This is a genomic window from Streptomyces sp. (genome assembly GCF_031181705.1).
Classification (GTDB): Bacteria; Actinomycetota; Actinomycetes; order Streptomycetales; family Streptomycetaceae; genus Streptomyces.
Window position 1 is genome coordinate 22,191 of sequence record NZ_JAPSKN010000018.1, and the last position, 16,419, is coordinate 38,609.

The 16,419-nt window shown below is 71.9% G+C and carries 13 protein-coding genes and 2 pseudogenes; 4 read left to right on the forward strand and 11 right to left on the reverse strand.

All coding sequences use genetic code 11. The features are described from left to right. Positions 1-39 precede the first annotated feature (39 nt). From RIN80_RS06350 to RIN80_RS06355, 3 genes and pseudogenes are all read left to right on the forward strand, one after another. Positions 40-708, forward strand: a complete 669-nt coding sequence (locus RIN80_RS06350) for a DUF4097 family beta strand repeat-containing protein (RefSeq protein ID WP_309094504.1) — start codon at positions 40-42, stop codon at positions 706-708. A 97-nt stretch (positions 709-805) separates the two neighbouring features. Next, positions 806-940: pseudogene (locus tag RIN80_RS26540) on the forward strand (ATP-binding cassette domain-containing protein); the annotation flags it as partial. Between the two features lie 9 nt (positions 941-949). Continuing rightward, positions 950-1,342 (forward strand): annotated as a pseudogene (locus tag RIN80_RS06355) (ABC transporter permease); the annotation flags it as partial. Between the two features lie 112 nt (positions 1,343-1,454). Here the strand turns inward: RIN80_RS06355 and RIN80_RS06360 are convergent. The 8 genes from RIN80_RS06360 to RIN80_RS06395 form a co-directional block, all read right to left on the reverse strand. Continuing rightward, positions 1,455-2,732: a thymidine phosphorylase gene (locus tag RIN80_RS06360; protein ID WP_309094530.1), complete on the reverse strand. Its 1,278-nt coding sequence runs from the start codon at positions 2,730-2,732 to the stop codon at positions 1,455-1,457. Positions 2,733-2,810: 78 nt separating this feature from the next. Continuing rightward, entirely contained in the window at positions 2,811-3,215 is a 405-nt protein-coding gene (locus RIN80_RS06365) for a cytidine deaminase (protein WP_309094505.1), read from the reverse strand. Continuing rightward, a complete protein-coding gene (locus RIN80_RS06370; protein WP_309094506.1) occupies positions 3,212-4,486 on the reverse strand; it encodes an ABC transporter permease in 1,275 nt (424 codons plus the stop codon). The genes RIN80_RS06365 and RIN80_RS06370 overlap by 4 nt, the downstream gene beginning before the upstream one ends. Then, the gene (locus tag RIN80_RS06375) at positions 4,483-5,604 is read right to left on the reverse strand and encodes an ABC transporter permease (protein WP_309094507.1); all 1,122 of its coding nucleotides are present in this window, start codon (positions 5,602-5,604) and stop codon (positions 4,483-4,485) included. Before RIN80_RS06375 ends, RIN80_RS06370 begins: the two co-directional genes overlap by 4 nt. Continuing rightward, positions 5,604-7,193, reverse strand: a complete 1,590-nt coding sequence (locus tag RIN80_RS06380) for an ABC transporter ATP-binding protein (RefSeq protein WP_309094508.1) — start codon at positions 7,191-7,193, stop codon at positions 5,604-5,606. Before RIN80_RS06380 ends, RIN80_RS06375 begins: the two co-directional genes overlap by 1 nt. Before the next feature lie 210 nt (positions 7,194-7,403). Further along, on the reverse strand, positions 7,404-8,450 hold the full coding sequence (locus RIN80_RS06385) for a BMP family ABC transporter substrate-binding protein (RefSeq protein WP_309094509.1): 1,047 nt from the start codon (positions 8,448-8,450) through the stop codon (positions 7,404-7,406). Between the two features lie 273 nt (positions 8,451-8,723). Continuing rightward, positions 8,724-9,767 (reverse strand): BMP family ABC transporter substrate-binding protein, encoded by a 1,044-nt coding sequence (locus RIN80_RS06390; protein WP_309094510.1) that lies wholly within the window; start codon positions 9,765-9,767, stop codon positions 8,724-8,726. A gap of 262 nt (positions 9,768-10,029) precedes the next feature. Further along, positions 10,030-11,262, reverse strand: a complete 1,233-nt coding sequence (locus RIN80_RS06395; protein WP_309094531.1) for a M20 family metallopeptidase — start codon at positions 11,260-11,262, stop codon at positions 10,030-10,032. A gap of 297 nt (positions 11,263-11,559) precedes the next feature. Here RIN80_RS06395 and RIN80_RS06400 point away from each other — a divergent pair, with 297 nt between their 5' ends. After that, positions 11,560-12,246: a class I SAM-dependent methyltransferase gene (locus RIN80_RS06400; RefSeq protein WP_309094511.1), complete on the forward strand. Its 687-nt coding sequence runs from the start codon at positions 11,560-11,562 to the stop codon at positions 12,244-12,246. A gap of 697 nt (positions 12,247-12,943) precedes the next feature. Here the strand turns inward: RIN80_RS06400 and RIN80_RS06405 are convergent. Genes RIN80_RS06405 through RIN80_RS06415 form a run of 3 tightly spaced genes read right to left on the reverse strand, consistent with a single transcriptional unit; the run spans position 12,944 to position 16,400 of the window. Continuing rightward, entirely contained in the window at positions 12,944-14,134 is a 1,191-nt protein-coding gene (locus RIN80_RS06405; protein ID WP_309094512.1) for a hypothetical protein, read from the reverse strand. Between the two features lie 47 nt (positions 14,135-14,181). Beyond that, on the reverse strand, positions 14,182-15,120 hold the full coding sequence (locus RIN80_RS06410; RefSeq protein WP_031119834.1) for an N-acetylneuraminate synthase family protein: 939 nt from the start codon (positions 15,118-15,120) through the stop codon (positions 14,182-14,184). Positions 15,121-15,134: 14 nt separating this feature from the next. Further along, positions 15,135-16,400, reverse strand: coding sequence for an N-acylneuraminate cytidylyltransferase (locus RIN80_RS06415; RefSeq protein WP_309094513.1), 1,266 nt, complete (start codon positions 16,398-16,400; stop codon positions 15,135-15,137). Positions 16,401-16,419 lie beyond the last annotated feature (19 nt).

A 16,419-nucleotide genomic window follows, 5' to 3' on the forward strand; every position in this document is an offset into this window, starting at 1 on the left:
CGTTTTCGATATCAGAAACGCCGATCGAAGGAGTGCACGATGCAGACGTTCCCCACCCCCGGCCCGGTCTTGGCCGTCCTCGACATCCCGGCCGGGGCCATCCGGTTCATCGCCGCCGACCGCGCCGACACCACGGTCGAGGTCCTGCCCGCCGACGCCTCCCGGAGTCGCGACGTGCAGGCCGCGGAGCGGATCGAGGTCGCCTGCGCCGACGGTGTCCTGCGGATCACGGCCCCGGAGGCGAAGCACCGGATGCTCGGGCAGTCCGGAACCGTCGAGATCACCGTCCGGCTGCCGGCCGGCTCCCGCGTGGAGGCGAAGGCCGCCGCCGGCGAACTGCGCGGCGTCGGCCGGCTCGGGGACGTCGTCTTCGAGGGCGCGCAGGCCACGGTCAAGCTCGACGAGGTCGGCCGCGCCCGCCTGGCCCTGGCCGCCGGCGACGTCTCGGTCGGACGGCTGAACGGCGGCGCGGAGATCAGCACCCGCAAGGGCGACATCGGCGTCGCCGAGGCGCTGCGCGGCTCGGTCACCCTGCGCACCGAGTTCGGCGGGATCACGGTCGGCGCCGCCCGCGGCGTCTCCGCCTCCCTGGACGCCGGCACCTCCTACGGCCGGATCCACAACTCGCTCCGGAACACCGACGGCTCCCCCGCCCTGACCATCCACGCGACCACCGCCCACGGCGACATCACCGCCCGCGGCGTGTGACCACCCGCAGTGTGAAGGAGCGCCTCCCCATGACCGACCTGCCATCGCGGCGACCGGACTGCGCAAGTCCTACGGCGGCAGGACCGTCCTCGACGGCATCGACCTGGCCGTCCCGGAGGGCACGGTCTTCTCCCTCCTCGGCCCGAACGGCGCCGGCAAGACCACCGTCGTCAAGATCCTCTCCACCCTGACCGGCGCCGACGCGGGCGAGATCCGCGTCGGCGGCCACGACCTCGCCACCACCCGGGCCATCGGCTTCCGCTCCACCGACGCGACCGTGCTGGAGTGGCTCGCGGCCTTCGGGCTGCTGGTGCTCTTCGCCACCGCGCTCACCTGGATCGCGGTCGGCATGGGCCTGGTCAGCCCGAACGCCGAGGCGGCGAGCAACAACGCCATGCCGCTGATCCTGCTGCCGCTGCTGTCCAGCGCCTTCGTGCCGCTGGACGCGCTGCCGGGCTGGTTCCGGCCGATCGCCGAGTACCAGCCGTTCACCCCGGCCATCGAGACCCTGCGCGGAATGCTCCTGGGCACCGGGATCGGCCACAACGGCTGGCTGGGGGTGGCCTCGTGTCTGGGTCTCGCGGTCCTCGGCCACTTCTGGTCGGCGGCCCGGTTCGACGCCGATCCGCAGTAGCCGCCACGGCCACGGGAGCCGCCTCACGCACCGCGTCCCAGCGCCGGGGGCGGCGCACACCGACAACCGTCGGCGTGCGCCGCCCCTTTCGCCTCCCCGCGCGGAAGCCGGGTCAGGCGATGCGCTCCAGCACCACCGGCGACGGCGTGAAGTCCGTGCCGGCGGCCGCGATGTCGTAGGAGCCCTCGACCGCCTGGAGGGCGTAGGCGAAGCGGTCCGGGGTGTCGGTGTGCAGGGTGAGCAGCGGCTGGCCCTCCGTCACCGTGTCGCCCGGCTTGGCGTGCATCTCCACGCCCGCGCCCGCCTGCACCGGGTCCTCCTTGCGGGCCCGGCCCGCGCCGAGACGCCAGGCGGCGACGCCGATGTCGTAGGCGTCGAGGCGGGTGAGGACGCCCGAGGCCGGAGCCTTGATCACGTGCTGCTCGCGGGCCACCGGCAGCTCGGCGTCCGGGTCGCCGCCCTGGGCCGAGATCATCCGCCGCCAGACGTCCATCGCCGAGCCGTCGGCCAGGGCCTTGGCCGGGTCGGCGTCCTTCACGCCGGCCGCGTCGAGCATCTCGCGGGCCAGGGCGATCGTCAGCTCGACCACGTCAGCGGGGCCACCGCCCGCCAGGACCTCGACGGACTCGCGGACCTCCAGGGCGTTGCCGGCGGTCAGGCCCAGCGGGGTCGCCATGTCGGTGAGGAGCGCGACCGTCCGCACGCCGTGGTCGGTGCCCAGGCCGACCATGGTGGAGGCCAGTTCCCGGGCGTCCTCGATGGTCTTCATGAAGGCGCCGGTGCCGACCTTGACGTCCAGGACCAGCGAGCCCGTGCCCTCGGCGATCTTCTTGGACATGATCGAGGACGCGATCAGCGGGATCGCCTCGACCGTGCCGGTGACGTCCCGCAGCGCGTACAGCTTCTTGTCGGCGGGGGCCAGGCCGTCGCCCGCCGCGCAGATCACCGCGCCGGTGGTGTCCAGGACGCGCAGCATCTCCTCGTTGGAGAGCAGCGCCCGCCAGCCGGGGATGGACTCCAGCTTGTCGAGGGTGCCGCCGGTGTGGCCGAGGCCGCGGCCCGACAGCTGGGGGACGGCCGCGCCGCAGGCGGCGACCAGGGGGGCCAGCGGGAGGGTGATCTTGTCGCCGACGCCGCCGGTGGAGTGCTTGTCGGCGGTCGGGCGGGACAGGGACGAGAAGTCCATGCGCTCGCCGGAGGCGATCATCGCGGCCGTCCAGCGGGCGATCTCACGGCGGTTCATGCCGTTGAGCAGGATCGCCATGGCGAGCGCGGACATCTGCTCGTCGGCGACCTCCCCGCGGGTGTACGCGTCGATGACCCAGTCGATCTGCTCGTCGCTGAGTTCGCCGCGGTCCCGCTTGGCGCGGATGACGGAGATGGCGTCCATGGCCATGGCTTGGCTTCCTTCCGAGGGTTCCACAAGCCGTACGGCCCCCCTGATCGACTCAGGAGGGCCGCACGGGAGTTACTTGCTGAGGTGGCCGGGCCCGAAGGCCTGCGGCAGCATCTCCGACAGCGGCAGGATTCCCGCCGGGGTCTCCAGCAGGAGGTCGGGACCGCCGAACTCGTACAGCAGCTGGCGGCAGCGGCCGCACGGGACGAGCGGCGCGCCGTCCCGGTCGACGCAGACGAAGTGCGTCAGCCGCCCGCCGCCGGTGTTGTGCAGCTCGGAGACCAGGCCGCACTCGGCGCACAGGCCCAGTCCGTACGAGGCGTTCTCGACGTTGCAGCCGGAGATGATCCGGCCGTCGTCGACCAGGGCCGCCACACCGACCGGGTAGCCCGAGTACGGGGCGTACGCCCGGGACATGGCCTCCCGGGCCACCTCCCGCAGCCTCTCCCAGTCCACGGCCGGGCCGGCGTCGGTCACTTGCCCTGTCCCTTCCGGTACGGCAGCCCGTCCGCCTTCGGCATGCGCAGCCGCTGGGCGGACAGCGCGAGGACGATCAGGGTGATGACGTACGGCGTGGCGGAGACGACCTGGTTGGGGACCTCGTCGGTGGAGGCGTACCAGGCGAACACCAGGGCGGCGACGACCGCGGTGATCACCGCCGGGACGTACTTCCTGCGGACCACCAGCCAGATCGCGCCGATGACCAGCAGCAGCGCGCCGAGCAGCAGCAGGGCGTGCACGTTGGCGGAGCCGCCACGCAGGTTGAGGCTGTCGGTGTAGCCGAACAGGCCCGCGCCGAGGGCGAGGCCGCCCGGCATCCAGTTGCCGAAGATCATCGCCGCGAGGCCGATGAAGCCGCGTCCGCTGACCTGGCCCTCCAGGTAGAAGGGGTTGGCCACGATGGACAGGAAGACACCGCCGAGGCCGGCCAGTCCGCCGGAGACGACGACGGCGATGTACTTGTACTTGTAGACGTTGACGCCGAGGGACTCGGCGGCGACCGGGTTCTCGCCGCAGGAGCGCAGCCGCAGGCCGAAGGCGGTGCGCCACAGGATCCACCAGGTGGCGGGGATCAGCGCGACGGCGATCAGGGTCAGCCAGGAGACGTTGGTGACCAGGCCGCCGAGCAGGCCGGCGATGTCGGAGACGAAGAACCAGCCCTGGTTGTTCAGGTCCCGCAGGGCGTCGGACAGGCCGGGCACCGTGAAGTGGCCGAGGGAGTCCACCGCCGGGGACTGCTTGGCGGAGCCGCCGGTGTGTCCCTCGAAGGCGAGGGGCGCGAGGTAGCGGGTGGCGCCGAGGGCGAGGATGTTGATGGCCACACCGGAGACGATGTGGTTGACGTTGAAGGTGACGGTGACGAAGGCGTGCAGCAGACCGCCGATCGCGCCGCCGAGGATGCCGACCAGGACACCGGTCCAGGGGCCCCACTGGAAGCCGGCCCAGGCGCCGAACCAGGTGCCGAGGATCATCATGCCCTCGAGGCCGATGTTGACCACGCCCGCGCGCTCGGCCCACAGACCGCCCAGGCCGGCGAGGCCGATCGGCACGGCGAGCTGGAGCGCGGTGGACATCTGGCTGACGTTGGTGATGCCGTCGGCGCCGGTGATGAGGCGGACGATCGAGGTGAGCGCCAGTCCGCCGGCGATGATCAGCAGCAGGACGGGCCACGACAGGCGGCGGCCGGTGGGCGCCGCGGGCTGCAGCGTGGGCTGGTTGACGTCGATCGCCGAGGTAGGAGCGGTCATCGGCCAGCCACCTCCTTCGTGGTGTTGTGGGCGCCGAGGACGTGACCGGCGGCCAGTTCGGCGCCGACGCGGCGCTGCTGGCGGCGCAGGCCCCATTCCCGGACGGCCTCGTAGGAGACGACGACCGAGAGGACGATCAGGCCCTGCATGATGACCGCGATCTCCTTGTCGTAGCCGTGGAAGTCCAGCTCCGGCGAGGCCTTGTCGAGCCAGGCCCACAGCAGGGCCGCGAAGGCGATGCCGACGGGGCTGTTGCGGCCGAGCAGGGCGATGCCGATGCCGAGGAAGCCGATGCCGGTGGGGAAGTTCAGGCTGTAGGTGTGGGTGTCGCCGAGCAGGATCGGCAGGCCGGCGAGGCCCGCGATGCCGCCGGAGATCAGCATGGCGCTGAGCACCATGCGCCTGGGGTCCACGCCGCTGGCGGCGGCGGCGGTCTGCGAGGCGCCGGAGGCGCGCAGGTCGAAGCCGAAGCGGGTGCGGTTGAGGACGACCCAGTAGCCGATGCCGAGCAGCACGGCGAGCAGGACCAGGCCGTAGATCTCGCCGGCGGCGCCCATGGGGATGCCGGGGATCCAGCCGGACTCGTGCATCTCGCCGGTGGTGTTGTTGTTGCCGACCTTCACGCCGAAGACGTCCGGCAGCCACAGGTAGGCGATGACGGAGGTGGCGATCGCGTTGAGCATGATCGTCGCGACGACCTCGCTGACGCCGCGGGTGACCTTGAGGACACCGGCGATGCCGGACCAGAAGGCGCCGGTGAGGACGGCCGTCAGCAGCAGCAGCGGGATCTGCAGGGCGGCCGGCAGGTTCATGTGGGCGCCGACGATGGCGGCCATCATGGCGCCGAGCTGGTACTGCCCGTCGACACCGATGTTGAACAGGTTCATCCGGAAGCCGATGGCCACCGCCAGCGCCGCGATGTAGTACATCGACGCCTGGTTGATGATCAGCACCTGGATGTCGGAGAAGCCGAGCTGCTCGAACATCAGGGCGAACGGCTCGACGGGGTTCTTGCCCGACGCGATCAGCACGATCGCGCTCAGGACGAAGGCCACGGCGAGCGCGATGACCGGTCCGGCCACCGCGAGGAGCAGGCGCTCCTTGTCGAACTTCTTCATCAGCGGGCCTCGTCTTCCGGAGACTCGGACGGCTCGGGGGCCTTCGCCGGGGTCTCGGCGGTCTCGTCGGCGGTCTCGTCGTGTTCGAGGTGCCCGGTGGCGGCGCCGGTCATGGCCGAGCCGAGCTCCTCGGGGGTGATGGCGGCCGGGTCGGCGTCCGCGACCAGCTTGCCGTTGTAGATCACGCGCAGCGTGTCGGACAGGCCGATCAGCTCGTCCAGGTCGGCGGAGATCAGCAGCACGGCCAGGCCCTCGCGGCGGGCCTCGCGGATGTGGTCCCAGATGGCGGCCTGGGCGCCGACGTCCACGCCGCGGGTGGGGTGGGCGGCGATGAGGAAGCGCGGCTTGTGGCTCATCTCGCGGCCGACGATCAGCTTCTGCTGGTTGCCGCCGGACAGGGAGGCCGCGGTGACGTCGATGCCGGGGGTGCGGACGTCGTACTCCGTCACGATCCGGCGGGTGTCCTCCTGGGCCGCCTTCGGGTCCAGCCAGACGCCCTTGGCCAGCGGCTTCTCGGTGACGTGGCCGAGGATGCGGTTCTCCCAGAGGGGGGCCTCCAGGAGCAGGCCGTGGCGGTGCCGGTCCTCGGGGATGTAGCCGATGCCCTGCTCGCGGCGCTTGCGGGTCGGCCAGGAGGTGATCTCCTCGTCGGCGAGCCGGATGGTGCCGGAGTCGGGGGCCCGCAGACCGATGAGCGCGTCGACGAGCTCGGTCTGGCCGTTGCCCTCGACACCGGCGATGCCGAGCACCTCGCCCGCGTGGATGGTGAAGGTGATGTCGTCGAGGAGCGCCTTGCCGCCGGGGGCGGCGAGGTGCAGCTTCTCGACGCTGATGACCGGGCGGTCGGTGACCGTGGACTCGGCCGTCTCGGGCGTGGGCAGCTCGCTGCCGACCATCATCTCGGCGAGCTGGCGCGGGGTGGTCTCGGCGGGGACGGCCGTGCCGACGGTGGTGCCGCGGCGGATGACGGTGATCTCGTCGGCGACGGAGAGCACCTCGCCGAGCTTGTGCGAGATGAAGATGACCGACAGGCCCTCGGACTTCAGTTCGCGCAGGTTGGCGAAGAGCGCGTCGACCTCCTGCGGCACGAGCACGGCGGTCGGCTCGTCCAGGATGAGGGTGGTGGCGCCGCGGTAGAGGACCTTGAGGATCTCCACCCGCTGGCGGGCGGCGACGCCGAGCTCCTCGACCAGCAGGTCGGGCTCGACGTCGAGGCCGTAGCGCTCGGAGAGTTCCTTGATCCTGCGGCGGGCCTTGGCGCCGATGCCGTGGAGCTTCTCGCTGCCGAGGACCACGTTCTCCAGGACCGTGAGGTTGTCGGCCAGCATGAAGTGCTGGTGGACCATGCCGATGCCGCGGGCGATGGCGTCGGCCGGGGACGAGAAGGCGACCTGCTGCCCGTCGACGGAGATGGTGCCCTCGTCCGGCTTCTGCATGCCGTAGAGGATCTTCATCAGGGTCGACTTGCCGGCGCCGTTCTCGCCGACGAGGGCGTGCACGGTGCCCTTGCGGACGCTGAGGTGGATGTCGTGGTTGGCCACGACACCGGGGAAACGCTTGGTGATCCCGGCGAGCTCCACAGCGGTCACCGATTCGTTGACCGCCGCTCCGGCCGGAGGGCTGCTGGACGCGTTGATGGCGCACTCTCCTGGGGACGGGGGTCGTCTACGCGCGTAGCGCCCCTACGGCATGCAAAGGGGCCGACGCCCCGCGGCAACGGGGCACGAGGAGCAGCTCCCCGTACCCCGTCGAGCGGACGTAACCCCGGGGGTTACCGCCTGCTTCGAGGCAGTCGCTCGTCAGCTGCTCTTGACCTTGATCTCGCCGCTGATGATCTTCTCCTTGGCCGTCTTGATGGCTTCCTGGAGCTCGGCGTCGTCCGCGAACTTCGGGTTGGAGTTCGACAGGCTCACCTCGCCGGTCTTCAGATCGCCACGAACGATACCGGTCTCGGGCTTGCCGTCCTCGACCGACTTCGCCAGGTTGTACACCGCCTTGGCGACGTCCTTCATCGCCGAGGTCAGGATCGAGTCCTTGTACTTGGCGAGGGCTTCCTGCCGGTACTGGTCGGAGTCGACGCCGATGGCCCACACCTTGTTGGCGGCGGCGGCCTCGATCACGCCCTGACCGGACAGGCCGGCGGCCGCGTAGACCACGTCGGCCTTCTTCTCGATCTGGCCCTCGGCGGCCGTCTTGCCCTTGTCGGGGCTGGAGAAGCCGCCCTCCTCGGCCGTCTGCGTCAGGTACTGGGAGAGGACCTTGACCTTCGGGTTGGTGTCCTTGACGCCCTGCTCGAAGCCCGCCTGGAACTTGTGGATGAGCGGGATGTCCACACCGCCGACGAAGCCGACGACGTTCGACTTGGTGGACTTGGCGGCGGCGACACCGGCCAGGTAGGAGGCCTGCTCCTCGCTGAAGACCAGGTCGGCGACGTTCTTGGAGTTGATGGTGGCGTCGTCGACGATGCCGAAGGTGGTGTCCGGGAACTTCTCGGAGGCACCCTTGATGGCCGAGGCGTACGCGTAGCCGACGCCGATGACCGGGTTGTAGCCCTGCTTGGCCAGCGAGACCAGGCGCTGCTCCTTGTCGGCGTCCGTCTCGCCCTCGGTGGGCTCCAGGTCGGCCGTCTGGTACCCGAACTCCTTCTTCGCCTGCTCCAGGCCCGCGTACGCCGCGTCGTTGAAGGACTGGTCGCCCTTGCCGCCGACGTCGTACGCGATGGCGAGCCCCTTGTCGCCCTTCGAGTCCGACGACCCGGAGGTCGAGGTGCTGCCACAGGCGGAGAGGGCGAGGGCCAGGGAGGCGGTCGCTGCGCCTGCGACCGTGATCCGGGAAATCCGGCGCATGTCTGGGTGCTCCTGTCGTACAACGAGGTCGCACAGCGCCGGGACGGTTCAGCTTCAGCGCTGGCTTCGCCGCAGATTAACGCGCGTAGACCTGCCTGAAAACCCCTTCTGTCCACCTTGTTATGCGCCCGTGGCCAAGCCATCACCGCGCCTTGTCCCGGGTGTTGCCGACCGCAAACGGGAGGTGGCGCTGGGTGATCCGCGCCCCGGGGAGCGCGAAGCGGGCGGACACCCTGAGGTGCCCGCCCGCCCTGGTGCCCTGCGAGGGCCGTTCTACTCGGTCTTCACCTTGATGGAGCCGTCGTCGATGCCCTGCTTCGCCTTGTCCACGGCCTCCTTGAGGCCGGCGACCTTGGCGAACTCCGGGTTCGACTCGGACAGGCCGACGCCGTCGACCTTCAGGTCGAAGGTCTGCGTGCCGGTCAGCGGCTTGTCGTCCTGGACCGACTTGGACAGCGCGTAGACCGCGCCGCCGACGTCCTTGAGCGCGGAGGTGAGGATGTAGTTCTTGTACGGGGCGAGAGCGGCCTGCTTGTACTGGTCGGAGTCGACGCCGATCGCCCAGGCCTTCGCCTTGGCGGCGGCCTCGATCACGCCCTGTCCGGACAGACCGGCGGCCGCGTAGAGCACGTCGGCCTTCTTCTCGATCTGGCCCTCGGCTGCGGCCTTGCCCTTGTCGGGGCTGGAGAAGCCGCCCTCCTCGGCCGTCTGGGTGAGGTACTGCGACAGCACCTGCACCCCGGGCTTGGTGTCCTGGACACCCTGCTTGTAGCCGGCCTCGAACTTGTGGATCAGCGGGATGTCCACGCCGCCCACGAAGCCGACGACGTCGCTCTTGGTGGCCTTGGCGGCGGCGACACCGGCGAGGTAAGAGGCCTGCTCCTCGGCGAAGACGAGGGAGGCGACGTTCTTGCCCTCGACGACGGAGTCCACGATGCCGAAAGTGGTCTTCGGGTACTTGGAGGCGACGGCCTTCATAGCGGGGCCGTAGGCGAAGCCGACGCCGATGACCGGGTTGTAGCCCTGCTTGGCCAGCGAGGCCAGGCGCTGCTCCTTGTCGGCGTCCGTCTCGCCCTCGGTGGGCTCGATGTCGGCCGTCTTGTAGCCGAACTCGTCCTTGGCCTTCGTCAGGCCGGCGTAGGCGGCGTCGTTGAAGGACTGGTCACCCTTGCCGCCGACGTCGTAGGCGATGGCGACGCCGCGGTCGCTGCTGTCGCTGTCGCCGCTGTCACTGCTGGTGCCGCCACACGCCGTGGCGACGAGCCCCAGCGACGCGACCCCCACCGCGACGCGGGTCAGTTTCGAAATCCGACGCATCTGAAGTTCCCCATTCTCCGAAGCTCCGCAGCGGGTGCTCAGTTCGGCGCACATTAACGCGCGTAGACACTCCTGGGAACGGGTCGCCGCGGGGCCGTTATCCATTCGTGCCGATGGCCGGTTACGCCCTTGTGAACCGCGGGATCGAACGGGGTCGAAAGGTGTACTCGGGGACACGGCGCGTGCCTGCTCGTCACGCGCACCAGGCTGCCCCCGGGCTGCGCCGCTCGCAACCGGGGGCGGCCCGTCGTGGAGTTCGGGGTCAGCGCAGGCCGTTGACGAGGGCCGCTGCGGTGAAGAGTTCCACGCCTACCGCGATGGCCGACTCGTCGACGTCGAAGTCGCCCTGGTGGAGGTCGCGGATCTGGCGCTCGCCGGGGGTGCGGACGCCCAGGCGGGCCATGGCGCCGGGGACGTGCTCCAGGTACCAGGAGAAGTCCTCGCCGCCGAGGCTCTGCTCGGTGCCCACGACGGAGTCGACCCCGCGCCGGGCGACCATCGCGTCGCGCAGCAGCTCGGTCACGCCGGGCTCGTTGACCACGGGCGGGACGCCGCGCACGTAGTTGATCTCCGACTTGGCGCGGTGCAGGTTGGCGATCTCGTCGATCGCGGCGACCACCACGTCGGGGGCCTGCCGCCACGCCTCGATGTCGAGGCAGCGCACGGTGCCGGAGAGCTCGGCGTGCTGCGGGATGACGTTCGGCGCGTGTCCGGACTCGATGCGGCCCCAGGTGATGGCGAGCCCGCTGCGGGTGTCGAAGCGCCGGCCGACCAGGGCGGGCACGTCGGTGACCACCCGGGCCGCCGCGGTGACCAGGTCGGTCGTCAGGTGCGGGCGCGCGGTGTGGCCGCCCGGGCCGTCCAGGCCGATCTCCAGCCGGTCGCAGGCGGAGGTGATGGGGCCCTCCCGGAGCCCGATCTTCCCGGCGTCCACCCGGGGGTCGCAGTGCACGGCGATGATCGCGCCGACACCTTCCAGCGCCCCGCCCTTGATGGCGTCGGCGGCGCCGCCGGGCAGCACCTCCTCGGCCGGCTGGAAGACGAGCCGGACGGGGCGGGGCAGCTGGCCCCGCTTGTGCAGTTCGGCGAGGACGAGCCCGGCGCCGAGGACGACGGTGGTGTGCACGTCGTGGCCGCAGGCGTGCGCGCGGTCGGGCACGGTCGAGCGGTACGCGCAGTCGGACTTGGTGTCCGGGATGGGCAGGCCGTCGATGTCGGCCCGCAGGGCGAGCATGCTGGGACCCCCGTCCCACTGTTCGCCCGCTACGCCGATGTCACAGACGAGCCCGGTCCCGACCGGGAGGACGCGCGGCTTGAGGCCGGCCTCCTCCAGCCGTTCCTTGATCGCCGCGGTCGTGCGGAACTCCTGGTTGCCGAGCTCCGGGTGCATGTGCAGATCGCGCCGGAACGCGATGAGCTCGGCGCGCAGGGGGTCGGGAAGCGCGCCGGGAAGCACGGCTCCCGCGGGAAGGCCGACCTCGGACTCCAGTGACATCAGTGGCTTCACCCTCTGAAGGGTAGGGCGCCGGTGCGGTCGCCCGACCCTGGATCGACAAAACTTCAACCCGTTAGGGGAAGAAAATATGACTGCCGGACGCATATGTATCGACTGAGCTGGGTAAACTTGCCGCCTTTCCGGCCGAGTCGGCGGTCGCGTCACTGGCTGTGACTTCGGCCACACCCGACTCGGAGCTTCGGGTATCCATCCTTCCTCCTTCACGGATACCACGCCCTGCGCGCCGAACACGGGCGCGTTCATCTGGCGGACGCGTGCGCCGATAGGGTGCGCCCCGTGCGCGCCGACAGCCCCGAGTTCCTCGACCCGACGCGAGCCTCGTACGACGCCGTCGCCGAGGCCTACGCCGCCGAGCACCCGGACAGCCTGGCCGGGAGACCGCTGGAGAGCGCGCTGCTCACGGTGTTCGCGGCGCTGGCCGGTGCGTCCGGGGGGCCGTCGCGGCCCCCGGTGGCCGACCTCGGCAGCGGCCCCGGGTACGTCACGGCCCGGCTGCGCGACCTCGGGCTGCCGGTGTTCGGGGTGGATCTCTCGCCCCGCATGGTGGCCCTGGCCCGCCGGGCACACCCGGACCTGCGGTTCCACGTCGGTTCGATGACCGCGCTGGACCTGCCGGACGCGTCGCTGGGGGGCGTCGTCGCGCTCTACTCGATCATCCATGTGCCGGACGGTCACCTGCCGTCGGTCTTCGCGGAGTTCCACCGCGTCCTGGTGCCGGGCGCGCCCGTCCTGCTCGCCTTCCAGTCCGGCACGGCGGACGGGCACCGGCGTCTGACCGAGCGCTTCGGGCGGGAGATCTCGCTCGACTACTACTGGCGCACCCCGGAGTCGGTGGCCGACCGGCTCCGGCAGGCGGGCCTGGAGCTCTACGCCCGGGTCGTAAGGGAACCCGAGGACGAGGAGAAGCTGCCACGCGCGTTCCTGCTGGCCCGGAAGCCGGGTACGGCCGACGGGCCCGTCTGAACCGACCGGCGGGCCCCACCGGCGGGTCTTCCCGCACCGACCGGCAGGCCCGGCCTCGCAAGCCCGGCCGGGCGTCGGGGTGGCCGCCGCGCAGGCCGCCGGGCTGCTGGCTGAACCGACCGGCAGACCCGGGCTCGCGGGCCCGACCGGGCATCCGGATGGCCGCCGCGCAGGCCGCCGCCCGGGCTGCGGACCGCGGGCCCCCGGCCCGCCCGGGCGAGTGCGTCCCGGGCCCACCGGCCCGGTCACATGGCCAGGGCCAACCGCCCGGGCCGCCGGTCCCGGACCTCAATCTCCCGCAGTGCCCCGGGACCCCCCGGGTGCCCCTCACCGCGGGAATCGCGGCGTCGGCGGCGTCGGCAGCGTCGGCGTCCCGTGACGACGAGCGTGACGTCGTGGCAGCGGTTACGGGCCGCCGGGCTGCGTGGCCCGGGGCTCCGCCCTCCCCCAGAGCCACCTCGGCTCGCCTTGCCCGGCAGCACGCGCCCGGCTCCGGCCGGGCTCCGGCCGGGCTCCGGCGGGTCGCCTCCCCGGATCCCCACGTCCCCGGTCGCCCCGGCCCGTCCCTCCCGGAACCCGTGCCCGTGGCCCGCAGCCCAGGGGCGCGGCCGCGACCACTCCTAGCGGCCCCGGTCCAAGACCGCGGCCGGCCGGTCGCCGCGGGCGCCGGCCGGACGGACCATTGGGCGTCGGTGGTCTAACCCGCCGCCACCGCCCCCGTCGTGCCCGCCGGGCCGGTGCGGCCCGTGGGACCCGGCAGCGTCGCGAAGGTCGCCGTGTGCGGCGGGGCGGTCGGGTCCGTGGCGGGCGCGGGGTCCGGCGGGTGCGTCGGGGCCGCCGTCGTCAGGCCGTGGGCCTCGCGGGCCGTGCCCGTGACGCCGGAGAGGAAGCCCTGGGCGCGGGGCGAGGCGTGTTCGGTCAGCCAGGCCGGGTCGATGTCGCACACCGCGACGCGCACCTCCGTCCCGGACAGGGCGAGCGGGAGGGTGTGGACGACCGTGGAGGGGAAGCTGAGGATGGTGCGGCCGATGGGGCCGCGGCGGGCGATCAGTTCCAGGGGGAGCTCGGGCCGGACGATCTCCAGGCCCGTCTCGACGGCCAGCCGGTGCAGCTTGTCGGTGCTCTCGCGCCGGTGGGCGAAGTAGCGCGTGGCGCCGTGGGCCGCGGCCAGGGCGCGGACCGCCTCCAGGTAGCGGCCGTCGTCCACCACGCCCGTCTCCACCAGGGACGTGCCCACCATGTCCGCGCCCCTGGTGAGGCGCGGCGGGCCGAAGCGGGCCCGGGTCCAGGCGAAGGTGTTGGCCCGGACCGTCACGCCCGCCGGGGTCTCGTCCATCGGCATGGAGGAGAAGATCTCGACGCGGCGGCTGTCGCCCGGGGTCAGACGGCGGCGCGCCGCGGCCGACACCGGCGCGAAGAGGACGTCCCGCGGGCCGGGACGGCCGCCCTTGCGGTGCCAGCGCACCAGGCGTTCGCCCCGGGCCAGCTGCCCGACGAACTCCATCGTCGCCGTGCCGTCGTCGACGACGACCAGGTCACGGGCGCGGGTGATCGTCAGCAGCAGCTGGACGTAGCGGGAGAAGGGGTCCCCCAGGACGACGCGGCTCGCCCTGCGGAGCAGGCCGGCCAGGCCGCCGACGGTCTGGAAGGGAGCCAGGGGCCCGCCGCGCGCCTCCTCCCAGCGGACCTCGTGCCCCTCTTCGCGGGCCAGGTCGGACATCCGTCGCAGCTGGCCGCGCGTCATCGGGTCGACGGGTGACAGCACCACGAGGGTGAGCCCCACGCCGGGGGCGTGCGCGTGCGCCCACTCCAGCACGTTCAGCAGCTGTACCGGGCTCTCGACGAAGGCGAGAGTGTGGGAGCCGGCGTTCCCGGCGCGGGGGCTCATCGACGTACGACCGTCCCGTCGTAAGGGGGGTTGTGGAGGTGGTGCGCTCAGACGCCGACCGGCTCGCCCGCGGCCGTGGCGATCTCCGCCTCGGCGACCACGCCGGCGACGCGGCGCAGCTTCTTCATCGGGCCCAGCTCGGACTCGTAGACCTTCTTGACGCCGTCGCCGAGGGAGGCCTCGATGGTGCGGATGTCGCGGACGAGGCGGGTCAGGCCCTGCGGCTCGACGGAGGCGGCCTGGTCCGAGCCCCACATGGCGCGGTCGAGGGTGATGTGACGCTCGACGAAGGTGGCGCCCAGGGCGACCGCGGCGAGGGTGGTCTGCAGGCCGGTCTCGTGGCCGGAGTAGCCGATCGGGACGTTCGGGTACTCCTGCTGCAGGGTGTTGATCACGCGCAGGTTGAGCTCCTCGGCCTTGGCCGGGTAGGTCGAGGTGGCGTGGCACATCAGGATGTTGTCCGAGCCGAGGACCTCCACCGCGTGGCGGATCTGCTTCGGGGTCGACATGCCGGTGGAGAGGATCACCGCGCGGCCGGTGGCACGCAGGGCGCGCAGCAGCTCGTCGTCGGTGAGGGAGGCGGAGGCCACCTTGTGGGCGGGCACGTCGAACTTCTCCAGGAAGGCGACGGCCTCGGTGTCCCACGGGGAGGCGAACCAGTCGATGTTCTTCGACTTGCAGTAGTCGTCGATGGCGCGGTACTCGTCCTCGCCGAACTCCACGCGGTGGCGGTAGTCGATGTAGGTCATCCGGCCCCAGGGGGTGTCGCGCTCGATGTCCCACTGGTCGCGCGGCGTGCAGATCTCGGGGGTGCGCTTCTGGAACTTCACGGCGTCGCAGCCCGCCTCGGCGGCGGCGTCGATCAGCTTGAAGGCGTTCTCCAGCTCGCCGTTGTGGTTGATGCCGATCTCACCGCAGACGTAGACCGGACGGCCCGGGCCGACCTCGCGCGAACCGAACTGGCGGATACGGGAGTTGGTGCTCATGGCAGGAGATGTCCTTACTTGGTGAGGGAATCGAGAGAGGGGCCGAGGATCCAGCTGGCGATCTCTCGGATCGCGCCGTCGCCACCGGGGACGGTGGTGACCGCGCGTGCGGCGCCGCGCACGACGTCGTGGGCGCTCGCGACCGCCACGGGCCAGCCCACGAGGGCGAAGCACGGGAGGTCATTGACGTCGTTGCCGACGTAGAGCACGCGCTCCGGCGCGATGCCCTGCTCCTCGCACCACTGCTTCAGCGCGAGGTCCTTGCGGTCGATGCCGTGCAGCACCGGGAGCTTGAGCTTCCGGGCCCGGGCGGCGACCACAGGGTTCTGTTCCGTGGACAGGATCAGCATCTTCAGGCCGCTCCTGCGGAGGGCGGCGATGCCGAGTCCGTCCCCGCGGTGCACGGAGACGAACTCCCGTCCGTCGGAGTCGACGAGCACCCGGTCGTCGGTCTGGGTGCCGTCGAAGTCGAGGACGACCGCGTCGATGTCGTCGGCGGTCGGGAGCGCGCCGGGCCGGTCCGCGTCGAACAGCGGGGCGAGGGCCCGGGCGCGGGCGAGGTCGTGCGGGTCGTCGATCTCCAGCACGCGTGCCGGGTCCGTGCGGACCAGTTCGGTGCGGCCGAAGAAGCGGTGCCGGTGCTCGCGGAAGCCGGTCGCCTCCATGGCGTAGGCGGCGCCGGTCTCCAGCAGGTCCTGGGGACGGTCCTGGCGGCGGGGCCGGAAGGACTTGTCGTGGTTGACGCCGTAGCCGCCGCCGGCCGCGGCGTCGGCCTCGGCCTCGCTCTTGGCCGTGGCCTCGTCGTCGGCGTCGCGCCAGATGAACCCGTGGAAGGGCGCGACGGTGACGGCGGTGTCGGCGCCGTTCTCGGCGATCGCGCCGGCGACCCCGTCGATGTCCTCGCGGACGAGGAACGGGCTGGTGCACTGCACGAGCAGGACCACGTCCACCGGCGCCCCGTGCAGGGCCTCGTGGGCGTCCATGGCGTGCAGGACGGCGGCCTCGGAGGTGGCGGTGTCGCCGGCGATGGCGGCCGGGCGCAGCACGACCTCGGCGCCGGCCTGGCGGGCGGCGGCGGCGATGGCCTGGTCGTCGGTGGAGACCACGACGTCGGTCACGAGCCGCGCGGCGCGGCACTCGCGGACCGCCCGCGCCACCAGCGGCACGCCGCCGACGGGCAGGAGGTTCTTCGCGGGCACGCCCTTGGAGCCGCCGCGTGCGGGGATCACCGCGAGCACGCGGCGCACGGAGGCGCCTTGGCCGGCTTCCGGTCGGGACATCGGGTCTACTCCTTGGGCA

What these genes read in the sequence shown, in the direction of transcription:
- RIN80_RS06395 (WP_309094531.1), bottom strand. Translation starts at nt 11,262, where the DNA reads ATGTCACTGGAGTCCGAGGTCGGCCTTCCCGCGGGAGCCGTGCTTCCC.
- RIN80_RS06360 (WP_309094530.1), bottom strand. Translation starts at nt 2,732, where the DNA reads ATGGACGCCATCTCCGTCATCCGCGCCAAGCGGGACCGCGGCGAACTC.
- RIN80_RS06415 (WP_309094513.1), bottom strand. Translation starts at nt 16,400, where the DNA reads ATGTCCCGACCGGAAGCCGGCCAAGGCGCCTCCGTGCGCCGCGTGCTC.
- RIN80_RS06410 (WP_031119834.1), bottom strand. Translation starts at nt 15,120, where the DNA reads ATGAGCACCAACTCCCGTATCCGCCAGTTCGGTTCGCGCGAGGTCGGC.
- RIN80_RS06370 (WP_309094506.1), bottom strand. Translation starts at nt 4,486, where the DNA reads ATGACCGCTCCTACCTCGGCGATCGACGTCAACCAGCCCACGCTGCAG.
- RIN80_RS06385 (WP_309094509.1), bottom strand. Translation starts at nt 8,450, where the DNA reads ATGCGCCGGATTTCCCGGATCACGGTCGCAGGCGCAGCGACCGCCTCC.
- RIN80_RS06350 (WP_309094504.1), top strand. Translation starts at nt 40, where the DNA reads ATGCAGACGTTCCCCACCCCCGGCCCGGTCTTGGCCGTCCTCGACATC.
- RIN80_RS06390 (WP_309094510.1), bottom strand. Translation starts at nt 9,767, where the DNA reads ATGCGTCGGATTTCGAAACTGACCCGCGTCGCGGTGGGGGTCGCGTCG.
- RIN80_RS06405 (WP_309094512.1), bottom strand. Translation starts at nt 14,134, where the DNA reads ATGAGCCCCCGCGCCGGGAACGCCGGCTCCCACACTCTCGCCTTCGTC.
- RIN80_RS06375 (WP_309094507.1), bottom strand. Translation starts at nt 5,604, where the DNA reads ATGAAGAAGTTCGACAAGGAGCGCCTGCTCCTCGCGGTGGCCGGACCG.